Annotated in this window: 13 protein-coding genes; 7 read left to right on the forward strand and 6 right to left on the reverse strand. The window is 39.8% G+C overall.

The genetic code is table 11. The annotated features are described in order from the left end of the window. Positions 1-356 precede the first annotated feature (356 nt). Both gatD and argH read right to left on the reverse strand, forming a co-directional pair. Entirely contained in the window at positions 357-1,631 is a 1,275-nt protein-coding gene (gene gatD, locus BP549_RS03870) for a Glu-tRNA(Gln) amidotransferase subunit GatD (RefSeq protein WP_292378282.1), read from the reverse strand. A gap of 268 nt (positions 1,632-1,899) precedes the next feature. Next, a complete protein-coding gene (gene argH / locus BP549_RS03875; protein WP_292378285.1) occupies positions 1,900-3,375 on the reverse strand; it encodes an argininosuccinate lyase in 1,476 nt (491 codons plus the stop codon). 370 nt (positions 3,376-3,745) lie between these two features. Between argH and BP549_RS03880 the strand changes: the two genes are divergently transcribed. The 5 genes from BP549_RS03880 to BP549_RS03900 all read left to right on the forward strand — a co-directional run bounded on the left by BP549_RS03880 (position 3,746) and on the right by BP549_RS03900 (position 9,964). Continuing rightward, entirely contained in the window at positions 3,746-4,345 is a 600-nt protein-coding gene (locus BP549_RS03880; RefSeq protein ID WP_292373237.1) for a class I SAM-dependent methyltransferase, read from the forward strand. A gap of 878 nt (positions 4,346-5,223) precedes the next feature. Beyond that, positions 5,224-6,879, forward strand: a complete 1,656-nt coding sequence (locus BP549_RS03885) for an ABC1 kinase family protein (protein WP_292378286.1) — start codon at positions 5,224-5,226, stop codon at positions 6,877-6,879. A 256-nt stretch (positions 6,880-7,135) separates the two neighbouring features. Then, the gene (locus BP549_RS03890; protein WP_292378288.1) at positions 7,136-7,324 is read left to right on the forward strand and encodes an SHOCT domain-containing protein; all 189 of its coding nucleotides are present in this window, start codon (positions 7,136-7,138) and stop codon (positions 7,322-7,324) included. Positions 7,325-7,423: 99 nt separating this feature from the next. Further along, positions 7,424-8,119 carry a peptidase M4 gene (locus BP549_RS03895; protein WP_292378290.1) on the forward strand — a complete coding sequence of 232 codons (696 nt, stop codon included), beginning with the start codon at positions 7,424-7,426 and terminating at the stop codon, positions 8,117-8,119. A gap of 351 nt (positions 8,120-8,470) precedes the next feature. Continuing rightward, positions 8,471-9,964, forward strand: coding sequence for a hypothetical protein (locus BP549_RS03900; RefSeq protein ID WP_292378291.1), 1,494 nt, complete (start codon positions 8,471-8,473; stop codon positions 9,962-9,964). 150 nt (positions 9,965-10,114) lie between these two features. Here the strand turns inward: BP549_RS03900 and BP549_RS03905 are convergent, their stop codons facing one another. The 4 genes from BP549_RS03905 to BP549_RS03920 all read right to left on the reverse strand — a co-directional run bounded on the left by BP549_RS03905 (position 10,115) and on the right by BP549_RS03920 (position 12,478). Next, on the reverse strand, positions 10,115-10,381 hold the full coding sequence (locus BP549_RS03905) for a hypothetical protein (RefSeq protein WP_292378293.1): 267 nt from the start codon (positions 10,379-10,381) through the stop codon (positions 10,115-10,117). Next, positions 10,378-10,545, reverse strand: a complete 168-nt coding sequence (locus BP549_RS03910) for a hypothetical protein (protein WP_292378295.1) — start codon at positions 10,543-10,545, stop codon at positions 10,378-10,380. Before BP549_RS03910 ends, BP549_RS03905 begins: the two co-directional genes overlap by 4 nt. A 181-nt stretch (positions 10,546-10,726) precedes the next feature. Further along, complete coding sequence (locus BP549_RS03915; RefSeq protein WP_292378298.1) at positions 10,727-11,458, reverse strand: sulfite exporter TauE/SafE family protein; 732 nt, start codon at positions 11,456-11,458, stop codon at positions 10,727-10,729. Positions 11,459-11,827: 369 nt separating this feature from the next. Then, positions 11,828-12,478: a class I SAM-dependent methyltransferase gene (locus BP549_RS03920; protein WP_292378299.1), complete on the reverse strand. Its 651-nt coding sequence runs from the start codon at positions 12,476-12,478 to the stop codon at positions 11,828-11,830. Between the two features lie 363 nt (positions 12,479-12,841). Here BP549_RS03920 and BP549_RS03925 point away from each other — a divergent pair, with 363 nt between their 5' ends. Then, entirely contained in the window at positions 12,842-12,988 is a 147-nt protein-coding gene (locus BP549_RS03925) for a YHS domain-containing protein (protein ID WP_292378304.1), read from the forward strand. A 161-nt stretch (positions 12,989-13,149) separates the two neighbouring features. Then, on the forward strand, positions 13,150-14,127 hold the full coding sequence (locus BP549_RS03930; RefSeq protein ID WP_292378301.1) for a 2-hydroxyacid dehydrogenase: 978 nt from the start codon (positions 13,150-13,152) through the stop codon (positions 14,125-14,127). Positions 14,128-14,375: the final 248 nt, after the last annotated feature.

Consider the following 14,375-nt stretch of genomic DNA (forward strand, 5'->3'; position numbering starts at 1 on the left):
CACTTATTCCACTTATTCCACTCCGGGTCCAGTTTGAAAATCGTAACCTTTTACCTTCCGCTGCTAGTTTACGAAAAAGGATCCGAGATTTGAAAAGAACTTTTAAACAGGAATTTGCAGAAAATAGAGGAATTAAATTGAATAATTCTGGATACAGGATATGGAAAAATGCTTACATTGAAAACAGCCTGTTTTGTTCTGGAAAATAGATATTCTTACAGGTATGAGGAGGAATTCTAACGGGAAAAGGAAGGGGAAAAGGAAGTACAGATGACTTCCTTAAGGAATTAATCCTCCTTTTTGAATTCACTCCTGACTTTTCTTAAAACTCTTCATTTTATGTTTGTCTCAATTTTTTACTTAAAACAGCACTTGGTAATTTCTCCACTGAGATCTTCCCTGAGCATTTCAATAGCTTCATCGAATTCATCGGTCTGGCCGAGAACCCACATAAGTTTAACAAGAGCAGTTTCGGGCAGGGTATCTTCCCCTTCGATTGCACCGGCTTTCAGCATATCACGGCCTGTGTCATAGACACGGTCGCAGATTCTGCCATTGAGACACTGGGATGTTACCATTACAGGCATTTTTGCATTCACGGCTTTTCGGACCATGGGAATCCATTTCGTAGAAACGTGTCCGAGCCCGGTACCTTCAAGAACCAATCCTTTGTATCCGCCGTTAATATAACAGTCAAGTATTGAGGGATCAGAACCCGGAGTAAACTTTACAAGCGCACATTTAGATTCCATTCCTGGCTTGAATTTGAGAGTTTTCTCTCCACGCTTTGTGTAATCTATAAAGGTTTTTATCTCCCTTGTATCGTAATCCACAATCCCTATCGGAAGGGAGTTTACGGACTTGAAGGCGTCCCTGAGGGAAGTATGCATTTTCCTTACTTTTGTTCCACGATGGATCTCGCAGAAATCGTCTGAGGTTGTCCCATGCATGACAACCGAAACTTCAGCAATATCACTAACAGCAACAAGGGCTGCGCAGATCGCATTCATGGCATTGTCGCTGCTTGGACGGTCTGCACTTCTCTGGGAGCCTACCAGAACAATAGGAACAGGCGTATCGATCATGAAAGAAAGGGCTGCAGCCGTATACATCATGGTGTCTGTCCCGTGGGTTACGATTATACCATCTACACCCGCTTCGATTTCCTCCACAACTGCTCGGGCAAGGTTTTGCCAGGATTCCGAATCCATATTTTCCGAGAGAATGCTTGAAATTACTCTGCCTTTGAAATCGGCTATCTCTCTTAGTTCAGGGATAGCGGTAAGGATATCGTCAGCAGTAAACTGGGAAGTTACTGCACCTGTCCTGTAGTCTATTTTGCTGGCAATTGTTCCGCCTGTAGAAAGAATCGCGACCTTCGGAAGCTTTTTTCCAGGTTTCGGGATTTCTTCTCCTGCTTCTTTAGATTCCTTGCCACCGTTCAGGCTTCCGTTTGTGCTTTCTCCGTTGTTTTCCAGGAGGGTTATCTTTACCTTATCCATGGAAAAGCCGGCATTGTAACCGCTGTTCATTTTTATTGTAATATATCCTTCCATAGACGGCATTACTTTGCCTTCGTAGACAGTGCCGTTCTTTTCAATACGTACCCGGTCGCCCTGTTTAAATTCCATAAATAATCCCTTTTATGATAACTTTTTGAAATGCTGCATAGATAATTGGTATTTCAGTATTATACCAGATACTCTTGTATAATAATACCAGATATTCTTGTATAATATATGGTTCCGTTTTCTCCTAATATACTACCTATTTTATGATCTTAGGCATTTTGCGTTGAGTACTAAGAGATCAAAGTAATACTAATACTGAGATTAATACTGAAATACTGAGTTCATTGACATCGAGTATATCTAAATACTGAACTTGCTTCGTCACAGCTCAAGCTTTCCTGTACTCATTAACGGTTGCAAGCAGATTTTCGAAAGCCGAGTCTGTAATGTCTTTCAGGGTTGTAATTTCCTGCCTGTTAAGTTCAAGCTCGGTCTGCCTTCTCGAGAGGTAATTTCGCATTTCTTCGGGAGCTGGTCCGCCGGCGATTTTTCTTCTTTTTATATTCGAAACCGGATTAAGAGCTTCCTTTACCATTTTTTCCGTGAGTCCCCGGCTTGAAAGAGATTCTCCCAGAACAATTTCGGCTACGGAATCGATCTTTTCCAGAGTTGGTCTTTCCATTTCCCTTGCAAGCATCCCGACGATCTGGTGGGCAGTCCTGAAAGGAATTCCGGTTTCCCGGACAAAGGTATCTGCAAGTTCGGTAGCGGTTGTAAAACCTGTAACTGATTGGGCAGCAAGCACTTCAGGGCGGACTTTCATAGTTTTTATCATGCCTTCCATGATCCTTACTGAAGCCCTTACCGTTTCTACAGACCGCCAGGTGTTTGGGGTTGCTTCCTGCAGATCCCGATTGTAACTTAGCGGAAGCCCCTTGCAGATTGTAATCAGGGACATAAGTGCGCCTACGGCTACTCCTGTTTTCCCGCGCATAAGTTCGGCAGTATCAGGATTTTTCTTCTGGGGCATGATTGAGGAGGTAGAAGCGTACATATCGTCCAGTTCTATGAAATTGAATTCGGAAGAGGACCAGATTACAAGTTCTTCGGCCATGCGGCTCAGGTTTATCATGAGGTTTGTAAATCCTGAGGCGCATTCAACAAGAAAGTCCCTGCTGCTGACCGCATCCATTGAGTTTTCAAGCAGGCCTTCAAAGCCCAGGAGTTCCTGAGTTCTTTTCCTGTTCAGGTTAAAGCCCGTAGAAGCAAAAGCCGCAGCTCCAAGCGGGCAGAGGTTTACCCTGGAATACGCGTCCTGAATCCTGTCAAAGTCTCTACCAAGCACGGCTTCGTGGGCACAGAGGTGATGGGCAAGGGTTGTAGGCTGAGCGTGTTGCATGTGAGTAAAACCTGGCATGAGCGTTTCGGTATGTTTCTCCGCAAGGGTGAGAAGGGTTTTCCTTAGTTCATAGATTTCTTCAAGCAGCCCGGTCAGTTCTTCTCTTAGTGTCAGCCTAATGCAGGTTGCAACTTCATCGTTTCTGGAACGTCCTGAGTGCATCCTGCCCCCAACGTCTTCTCCAACCAGATCGATGAGCCTTGACTCAAGGGAGATATGAATGTCTTCATAGCTGAAATCGAGCTTTTCCATCCCTTCCTCCCGGATTTTCAAAAGCCCTCTAAGGATTTTGCTGCAGTCCTCCCGGTTTATAATACCCTGCTCTTTCAGCATTACTGTGTGGGCAAGGTCCACTGCGATATCAGCATCAAAAATCCACCTGTCAGCTTCCATAGAGGAGGTATAACGTAAGATTTCCTCATCCTGGGCGACCTCCAGCCTGCCTCTGCGTAAGATATTGCTCATCGGGTTTCCTCTCTTGAGTTTCTTCTTTCTACTTTTATTAAATAAATCTGTATGAATATAGTTCTTTTAGTATGAATACAGTTCCTGTTAATATCTGCGGTAATAGTGTCTGTGAAACTAATATAAGATTTAATATCAGACTTAAATGTAATACTTGATGTAAGATTTATGTAAAGTTTGTAGCGTGGTATTATTTCTAACGGTTAAATATGAATCGGTTTCGGGGAATCTTCTTATAAAGCTAACTTTATTGGGTAGGTACTTGTCTTTTTAAGTAAAAATTCTTGAGAATTAACACGGCTTACTTACTTGTCCAGTTTCTTCCGGTAACCCAAAAAAGCTAATCTTAAGGAAAGCGTAAATTTATTCAATGTCTGTAACCTCAAAGTACAACCGAATCGCACCCATTTATGAGCTGCTAGACTTGCCTCTGGAGTTTTTCTTTTTTCGAAAATGGAGAAAAGAGTCTCTTTCAGGTCTGAGCGGAAAAGTCCTGGAAGTAGGGGTGGGAACCGGAAGAAACCTGAAATATTATCCTGTGGGCTGTCGGGTGATAGGGATCGACAAAAGTGCAGGTATGCTCCAAAAAGCCCGGGAAAAAGCTGAAGGCATGAAAAATATTACTCTTTATCCTATGGACGCCGAGCATCTTGAATTTCCGGATAACAGTTTTGATTATGTGGTCGCGACTTTTGTTCTCTGCACAATTCCTGATCCAGTGAAAGCTCTCAGGGAAATGAGACGAGTCCTTAAACCTTCAGGGGAATTGATAGCTCTTGAGCACGTGCACAGTGACTACCTTTTTATTGACTTCATAGAACATTTAATTAATCCGGTTCTGTTTTTCCTGCTTGGAGACCATACAACTCGGCATACCGTGAAGAATATCGAAAAGGCTGGTTTCACAATTAAAGAACTAAAAAAACTGGCTTTTAAAGATGTTTTCAGGAAGATTCGGGCAAAGCCATAAACAATTCTTTTTTGATTGTATACCAGTGATTAAAAATTAATGGCCTGTTTGAAGAGAAATATTAAGCATTAAGCATTAAGCATTAAGCAAAAAACTCTTAGAGCATGTCTTAAAATTAAATTTGATTCTACAATTGGAGCAGGAATTAAGCATTCAAACTGAAAATATGTACATTAAGCCATTAAATGCCTTAGTGTAAAATAAGTGTGACTACACCAGCTAGCGCTCGAATATAAGTTTGAGACCAGCAATGATATCACCTTTAGTAAATAGTTCACCTTTATATTCTTCCAAGTCTGATTGCAGGTTTCCTATTAGTACCCCTCGTTACCAATGAACTTACAATAAACTTACAACATATAAATTCTTGAAGACGTCTACGTAGGATACAAAAATATAATTGTTGTTTTTAGTTGTTTTAAAAGTCTAAGGTAAAATTACCAATGATCGCGGAAATTGTGACCACAATTAGAGCATACCTCATTATTTCGATAATCTGCTTCAAATCCAGCGCAGCTGCATCTAGAGCAGCGGCCATACCCTGCTTTATATACAAGCTTTTCGGTTTTTCTTTTAAACAGCCTAAATGTGATCACTTCATTTAACTCAACCATATAGATCCCCCAATTAGCAACAATTTTTTATTTTGATATTTAAATAAATGGCATTTTTATACTCACAATTGTATATTACATTTATGATATAAATATATTGAACTCCAATTCTGTAAATAAAGAACTATATAAAATAAAGCTTATAGTATATCGAAATTAGCATTGTCTTACTACCCAATAATATAATTGGTTTGAATTTTAAGACAACCTTTTTGTTTAATTTGAAGAAATTATCTTAAACAATAATAACCAATTAATAAATGGATGCTGGGGAAAACAAAGCGCTACCTTGAGGTTACGAGGGTTCTTTTTAAATACAACCTTATTCCGGAACTCTACCGAGATTTGCACACCGATTATATTTCAAACACTGAATGCACATGTAATTTTGATCTCGAAAATAGGCAGACGGCTGTAAAACTCAGGCAGGCTTTTGAAGAACTTGGGCCGACTTTTATCAAAATGGGACAGACCATGAGCAAGCGGCCTGATCTTGTTCCTCAGCCTTATGTTATAGAAATGGCAAACCTTCAGGACAAGGTTAAGCCTGTACCTTTTGAAGAAATGGCTGAATCTCTCGATCTTGCTTGCGTTTGCGAATATGAAACTCGTAAGGAGCGAAACCGGAAAAAGACAGAAGAAGAGCTTAAAGTTTCCCGGGAGAGAAAAGCAAAAGCTTTCATTAAAATTTTTGACAATTTTTACCCAGAACCCATTGCCTGCGGCTCTATTGCGCAGGTTTACAAAGGAGTTCTGGAAGGCAAACCAGTTGCTGTAAAGATTCTTCGCCCAAATCTCATTGACACTATAAATATTGACCTTTCTATCCTGGATGATTTCAAGCCTGTTATGAGAAAGGTTCTCGGCCTCGGGAGTAATTTTGATATCGACGCTTTCTTGCTGGAGATCCGGGAGATGCTTACTCGCGAGGTCGACCTGAGAACCGAAGCCGTCAACATGCGGCGTTTTGAGGACAATTTCAAGAACGTGAAAAACGTGTCCGTGCCCAAAATTTATCCCGACTACTGTTCAGCCAATGTTCTCACAATGGAATTCATCCAGGGAATCCAGATCAAAGACATAATTAATATGCCTGTGCCTCAGAGCAAAAAATCGGAATATACACGTACCATCACCAAAAGCTACCTTAAACAGGTTTATATTGATGGCTTTTATCATGCTGACCCTCACGGGGGCAATATGCTGGTTCAGGAAAACGATACTATTGCCTTCATCGATTTCGGGGCGGTTGGCAGCATTGACGAGGAGCTCCAAAAGCATATGCTTGAGTTTTATTATGCCATCAACAATAGAGATGTTGAGGGGGCGACCCAGGGTTTCCTGAAAATTGGGGGTGTGGACGTGCGAGATGTAGATATCCACAGGCTTAGGAAAGATATGGATAGCCTGATCGCAAACCAGAACTACGGACTTGAGGGCAGGCAGAGTGACAATTATGCCAAGCTCGGGATGAAATATGATATCCGGCTGCCTGGGGAATTTTCCACTCTCCAGAGAGCGATCTTGCTTATAGAAGGTGTTTGCCTGGAGCTGGACCCGAGATACAACATTAAAACTATCGCGATTCCTGTACTGATGGACGCTTATAAAAAGCTTGATACTCCAAAAGGTGCAGCTCTTCATTTTGAATTTTCCACCGAGCCAGTGGATGAAAAGGCCGAGTTGAGGGCTGCAATCCAAGAAGTTGCCGATAAAATGGAGGGAATGGGGGATAAGTTTCTCTCCTTAAAGCAGGAGGAAAACAGGAAAAGCGTTTTTTCAAAAGAACTCTACTTGGCTGTCCTGCTTATTGTTTCAACCTACATTCTATTAAACGGGGGTGCTTTTTCCTGGGTCGGACTGGTTGGGTTTGGGGGCTCGGTTATGATAGCCTTTCTTACTACAATTCAAGGTAAATAAAAATCAAAACTAAAAACATAACTAGTGAGGTTCTCTCTATCCCTTGATTGATTTATAGACTGATTTACTAATGAAATATTGAACTCTAAACTCTTCTTGAAAAAGCAATGTATAAAAAAGTAATGTGAATATCGTTTCCGATTCTATAAAATAAATAATAAATAATAACTAGTAAATAATATCTTAATTGTAAGTTGGGAGCGTTTCCAATGGATGGATATATGGGCTATTACGGCTATGACATGGGATATGGGGCATGTTTTTCGGACTTTTATTTTGGGTTTTCATAATCGCGTTAGCTTATCTGTTGATCAAATGGCTTGTTAACCAGAACAAAACTCACAAGGAAGAACAGATGTCAGCCCTGGAGATTGCAAAAATTAGGTATGCAAAGGGCGAAATTAATGTAGAGGAATTTGAAGAAATTAAGAAGCTTATCGTTTAAAGAAAAGACAATCTAAAATTAATGCCTGTAGTAATATTTGTTCTGAGAGTTTCTATCGACATATTTTGGTAATCCTATTATGTACAATTTGAGGCGATTATGGCAGACAGCAAAAATCTCATAATTGGTCTACTGTTACTGATAATAATACTCCTTGCGGTTCTTATCTTTAGGTCGATGATGTACAGTCCAGTCTATAATCCGGCTGGTTATCCGTCAGGAAAGATGGGACCCGGAATGATGCACAATCCAGGCTATAACTACACCTATGGATCTGGAATGATGGGTAACATGATGGCGGTTTACTATCCAGAGTCCAGACCAATAGCTCAGGATGAGGCTCTAAAAATTATGCAAAATTTTGCACGGGAATATAGCTCGAACAAAACTGAAATTGAGGACTTCATGGTATTTAGCAGCAACTACTATGCTGTTTTAAAAGATCCATCCACAGGTCAATATATAGCTGAGATTCTGGTAGACAGGTACTCCGGGTCGGCATATCCTGAACCGGGACCAAATATGATGTGGAACACAAATTACGGTGCTGGAAGAGCGCAGACCGGAGGCAAGGATTATGATTTGGCGGAGTCGGAGAAGCTTGCAAATGATTTCCTTGCTGGCTATTTGCCTGGAGCTCAGATTATTGAATCTAAGGCGATGCCTGGCTACTATACTTTTGACTTTGGACGGAATGGCATTGAGAGTATGCTAAGCGTAAATGCCTATAACGGTCAAGTGTGGGTGCATACATGGCACGGACCTTATATTGGTGATATTAACGTCACGAGTTAAATCACTTTACAGATGACAATAGATGGCTATAAAAAACTATTTTTTTCTAAAAACAGAATTTTTATAAATTGGATCCACTAATGTTAACAATGAGCTCAAGAATCCTAAAAATAGTTATCAATGTCACTTATATGTAAAAATTGAATATTAAATAATATAAATTACACTTGATATTTTATTATCAACTTCGTATCTAAATAAACTTATTTCTTTTTTTAAGTTATTCTTTTATTTCAAATAGATAAACTCTGAAAATATACTTATTATAATAACGTTTTTATGCTAATTAATTAAATAATTATCCGACGGTATTTTTTAAATTTAACAATCTTGGGACATAGGGGGAAATTGATGATAAAATCCGGAATAATAAAGCCAGTATTATTACTGGTATGCATAGGTATACTGGTAACTGCACTCGTACAGCCTATTGCAGGAAGTACAATGGGTCAGGGGAAAATGATGGAGCAAAAAGACAAGATGGCTTCTTGTCTCGATAATAAAAGCATGATGCATTCTGGAATGGGAGAATGTGGAGCTAGCAAAATGTATGAGACTTCATCCAAAGAGAAGATGATGAAAGGCGAGAAATCATGTAATGAAACCATGATGAAGTCTATGATGAAAGAGAAAGCAGCCAGCAAAGGCCGCTACACAGGCAAGATGAGTTTAAATGAAAGTTCATCTCAGGCCAATTTTGATTGCGCTTGTCTTTATCTTGAGAAAGCAATAAAACTTCATGCGATGCATCTTGAAAAGCCAAAAAGCGTAACCAATGAGTCTCAAATGGAAATGATGGACCAGATGAAGCAGGCCAAAAAATATCTTGCAGAGGAAAAAATGAATATGGACATGATGGGCACATGCAATGAGTCGGCAGAGTATGAACATCCATACGCCATCTCAGCCCTTATGAGGCTTGAATACTCTGGCTTCTGGCTTGATGAAGCTATAAAACTTCATGCAATGCACATGAAGAATCCTAAGATTGCAACCAATGAGTCTCAGATTAGATTAATGGCCCAGATGGTGCGTGCAAACAGATACCTTGCAGGAGAAGATATGGATATGAAGATGGCTAAAAACGCCAGTCTCTCGCAGGATAACGTTAACTTTACAACTCTCTGGCTTGAAAAAGCAATAAAACTTCACGCAATGAACCTTAAGAATCCTGAAGCAGCAACCAGCGAGTCCCATATGAGATTAATGAACCAGATGATGTGGGCCCGTGAATGCATTGGAGGAAAGAATCCGAATCTGGAAATGCTGATGGACTTTGAAGAGGACTCAGCCAGAGATATGTGTGAGCCTTCATCCAGTGAAATATGTGAGCCTTCACCCAAGGAAAAGATGATGATTATGATGATTGGCTCCATGAAAATGGGAGAAAAATCACGCAATGAAACCATGATGAACGATATGAAGAGTTTAATAATGGAAGAGAAGGCTAAAAAAGAGAAAATGGAATCCATGAAGGAAGAGAAAGAGGAAGAAGAGGAAGATGAAGAGAAAATGGAGTCCATGATGGAAGGGAAGTTAGCTAACAAAAGTTGCTATGCAGGCAAGATGGAGAAGGCCAGCTTAACCCGGGCTGACTTGGACTGCGTTTGTTTGTGCCTCGAGAAAGCCATAAAACTGCACGAAATGTACCTTAGAAACCCTGAGGCGGCAACCAGTGAGTCTAAGATGGAAATGATGAAACAGATGATGCAAGCCCACGAATACCTTACAGGGGAAAAAATGAATATGGACATGATGAAAGGATTAGAAAAAGAAAATAAGTCGGCAGAATGGTTGGAAAAAATGACAGAAAAGGACGGGCAGCGTTCATCCAGTGACTGCTAATTAGACTAGTGGCTGCTAATGAGACTATTAAGTCTAGAAGGTAGATACTATAATTAAAACAAGTGGGATAATTTCCCACTTCTTTTTTAGCTGCCTGTCCAGGCATTGTTAATGAGGCGCCTGTTTCTTCAATATCGTGGGTAAAAAATATTATTGTTTTTCTTCTCTTGCCAGATTCTCTAAATTTCTTTCTACATGGGTCATCTTTTTCATTTGACCATTCTGGGCTTGCAATCGCGGCACATTTTTGATAGTTTTACCTGAATCATCAATCAGGGCTCTGAAGAATGCAGATACTTTTGCATTGTCAATACACTCTCCCATATGCCCTACTGGTGGAAGGCCAGGCTGTAAAAACTCTCTTAACTCTCTTCTGGTTTTGTCAAGAGCCGTTTGGTTACAGAAACCTAATTTCATAAGGGGAATGAAGCACAGCAGTTGATCAGAGCCAGAATGTTATTTTCTATCATTTTAGCAGCTACATCTGCAACTGCTTTTTCATAAACGACTCTTGTATTGCTGCATCTTACCAGATTTACTACGCCGACAAGTTTGCCTTCTTTCAACACCTGCGCTAACATTTATACCTTCAAAACATTTTATAGCATATTCCAGCGAAAAACCTATTTCTGCGCTAATTTTCATAATTGGGAATGAAGACTGGGACATTCTTCTTGCTTCAAAGTTATCTCTACAAATAATGTACAATAAGCAAGCAACCATAAAAACATTCAAAAAGCTATAGTAATGGCTTATATAAAACTATGGAAATAGTATAAGCTTCAGGCCCAATAAAAATATGAAAATTGCCACAAAGTTTCTGAATCTTTCCTGGGGTATTTTTTCAACTCCTCTTTTCCCAATTACTGCCCCAATTAAAGATACGGGTATGAAGATCAAAAAACCTGATACAAGGACAGGATCAAGTCTCGTACCTCCCTGAATATAGGTCGCTATCCTGGTAGAATCGATCATAAAAGATATAGCACCTGCAGTTGCAACATAAACAGCTTTCTTCAGGTTAAAAGCGCTCAGGGATACAGCGTTTATTTCTCCGCCTATACCGAAGATACCTGCAAAAAACCCTGTCAGGGCTCCACTGGATACTGCAACTGATAATTTCTGGCTGAGTTTAAAGGCTTGGTTAAAAATGATGAAGAGAACATAAGCTATAAGGAATATTCCTAAAGCTCTTGAGAGAACATCCCGCGAAATTCTCAAGGATAAAGATGATCCCAGAAAACTTGTAAAGATACCGGGAAGGCCAAAGGCAAGAAAAAGTTTCCATCTTATTCCCTTACGAAATAAGAGCATTTTCCAGATATCATTAAACCAGTGAACTATGCCCACCAGGAGTAAAGTCTGTGGTAGAGGAAGGATGATCAGGAGAACGGGTACCATAATTGTGGATATTCCAAATCCAGCCAGAGTCCCGATTATGCTTGCCAGCAGTGTAAGTAGCGCTATATTGATAATTTCCTCATACACAATCATATTATACAACCGTATTACACTCTGAGAAAAAACTTTTTGGCACGTATATAATTAATATTAATATCCGCGAATAATATTAATACCTGTGTCAGAAAAGATTATGGTCCTATTAAGAGAATTCAGATATTGAAGATCCTTTTAAGAGGTATCGTGTATCAAGCAATTTTAGCAGAAAAAGCGGCCTTGATTGTTGCCATGAAGAAACTTTTCTCTGTGACACTAATTTACGGTTACTAAATGTTCGTTTTCTAGCGGATTGAGACGTATAAACAGGAAGTAGTTTGCTAATTTAGTCCGATAATTTTTATCTCCTTTACAAATAATAACTTTTTGAACATTTCAGTATATATTTCAGTATATTATAGATTCTTATGACTTCTTGTTTAGCCCTTTTAATATTCTTCCAGCTCCATGTAAAATGGTATCTTTTTCTATTATTTTTATTTTGTTCTTATTAAGTAGTGCTTCTAAGTCAAATTTAATAAAATTTTTATAGTATTTAGCTTCAAAAAGAGCAATAAAATGATAGATTAATAATCTGCCAATCTTATTTTTGGGTAAATCATAATCAACAGTTACTATGATTCCTTCTGGTTTGGTTACTCTGACCATTTCCTTCAATACTTTTTCTCTTATACTCAAAGGCATTTCATGCAAAGCAAACGATATAGAAGATACATCAAAACTATTGTCCTCAAATGGTAGATTTGTTGCATCAGAGATTTCAAATTTCGCATTTCTAAATTTATTTTTCTTTTTGGCCACATTAATCATGGCTTCAGAAATGTCAATTCCAATAACCTCATAACCTTTTTTCGCAAATGCAAAGGCCTGTTGTCCTGTCCCCGTGGCAACTTCTAATATTTTTGAACCCATTTGAGCATTCGTAAAATTCACCACTCTATCCCTTACACTGGAAAAAGGTGTAACGATAGCATCATAAAAAGGAGCCAGCATAGCAAATGTCTTTCTTACAGTTGAGTAATATTCCTTTTCTTCATTAGTTAATTTTCCTGCCATGATTTTTCCTTCTAAATTATGGTTGCTGAAGTCAATGGACAATGTTCTGACAGAAAGAAGTCTCGACCCAAATTATTTTCTCTCGATAATTGGAATGTGAGAGGCAGCATCTAAGATAGGGAAACTACCAAATTGGAAGAAAGAAATGAAATTCCTAACCCCTTATAATATAACTCATAAATAGGATACCTGTCGAATTTATAAGGGTTATTGGTTACTGCCATATGTCCTTTTCTTATCTCCAGGGAGGTGACCTATTTCTGCCTAAATTCTGTGAGATTTCAGATAAAGAGAAGATCACCCCGAGCATAGTGTCACAAAATAGAAATATCTTGATGTATTTTTATTATTGGGGGTATTATAATAGTAGTTGATCCTGTCTGCAAAATGGAGCTTGACGAGAAGGAAGCGAGGTTCAAGAGCGAATATAAAGGAAAGACATACTACTTCTGTGCTCTCTCGGACAAAAAAAGGTTTGATGAAAATCCTGAGAAGTACATCGAGTCCTAAGGTAGAGATCTATAAAGACATTCTGGATTCAAGACCGATGAAATGTGAAAAATGAGTCTAATGACTTAATAATATTATGACGGTAGCACACACTGTTTTTCAGCTTATGTTTCATGTAATCTTTAAGAATTCCAGGCAGAATTTAGAGTTTCGGGGGGCTTATGAAGATAGTAGTAGCAGATCCAATATTCCTGACTGAGGAGTATATAAAACGGCTCGAAAAATTGGGTGAACTCAAAATATACGACAATGTACCCGCTTCTCATGAGGAGTTTATTGAGAGAATAAAGGATGCTGAAGTCGTAATAGTAGGAAGATACGGCGTTAATGCTGAAGCTTTGCATTTTGCATCTAGGTTAAAGATGATTTCCTTATGGCAGACCGGCTTTGACAATGTGGACCTGGAGGCAGCCACCGAGCACGGAGTAATCGTATCAAATGTTCCCAGTTATGCCTTTGACTCGGTATCGGAGTTTGTTTTTGCCTTATCCCTGAACCTTCTAAGAAAAATTCATCTCGCAGACATGAATCTGCGAAAGGGACTATTCGACTGGAAGTACTATGTAGGCAGCCAGCTCATGAGCAAGACCTTAGGCGTGCTTGGAACGGGCGAGATAGGTAAGCGAGTGATACAGATCGCGCATGGCTTCAACATGAATGTGCTCTCTGTTACGGCTCACCCAAGCCCCGAGAGAGCAAAATCTCTGGGGATAAAGTTCGTGGATCTGGACACTCTGCTCTCAGAGAGTGATATAGTTACACTACATGTGCCACTGACGCCAGCAACCGAGCATATGATAGGTAGGCGAGAACTGGCAAAGATGAAGCCTACTGCCATACTGATCAATACTGCCAGGGGAAAAGTTGTCGATGAATCTGCTCTCATAGAAGCTCTAAAGGAGGGAAAAATCGCCGGAGCAGGGCTGGATGTCTTTGAAAAAGAACCACTACCTATGGATAGTCCTCTGTTAGAGATGAGTAATGTGGTGCTGACGCCGCATATTGCTTTCCTATCTGAAGAATCTTTAGATGAGTGTACTTACATGACTGTTGAGAACATAGAGATGTTTACTGAGGGTAAGCCCCAGAATGTGGTGAACCGCAACCTTTCCGGTGGAAAGCTTGACCAAAGATCCTAAGTAGCGCAACGTGCGCTTTTCAAAAAAGGCTTGCCCGCAAACCTTTTGAGAAAAGGTTTGATCGAAAACCAACTTGACGGCGTGATCACAAGCCTTTTCAAAAAAGGCTTGAGCGAAAAATCTTGCTAAATTGAAAGTCCCGAAAAAGGCGTGATCAACCGGCGCAACGGTTGCGGGGCAACGGATGCGGGTCAATGGTTGTAAAGAAGGCTGAATTATAATGAAGATAGTTAGCACATGGGAGAAAT

This window comes from Methanosarcina sp. UBA289, from assembly GCA_002496565.1.
In the GTDB taxonomy this organism is placed as follows: Archaea; Halobacteriota; Methanosarcinia; order Methanosarcinales; family Methanosarcinaceae; genus Methanosarcina.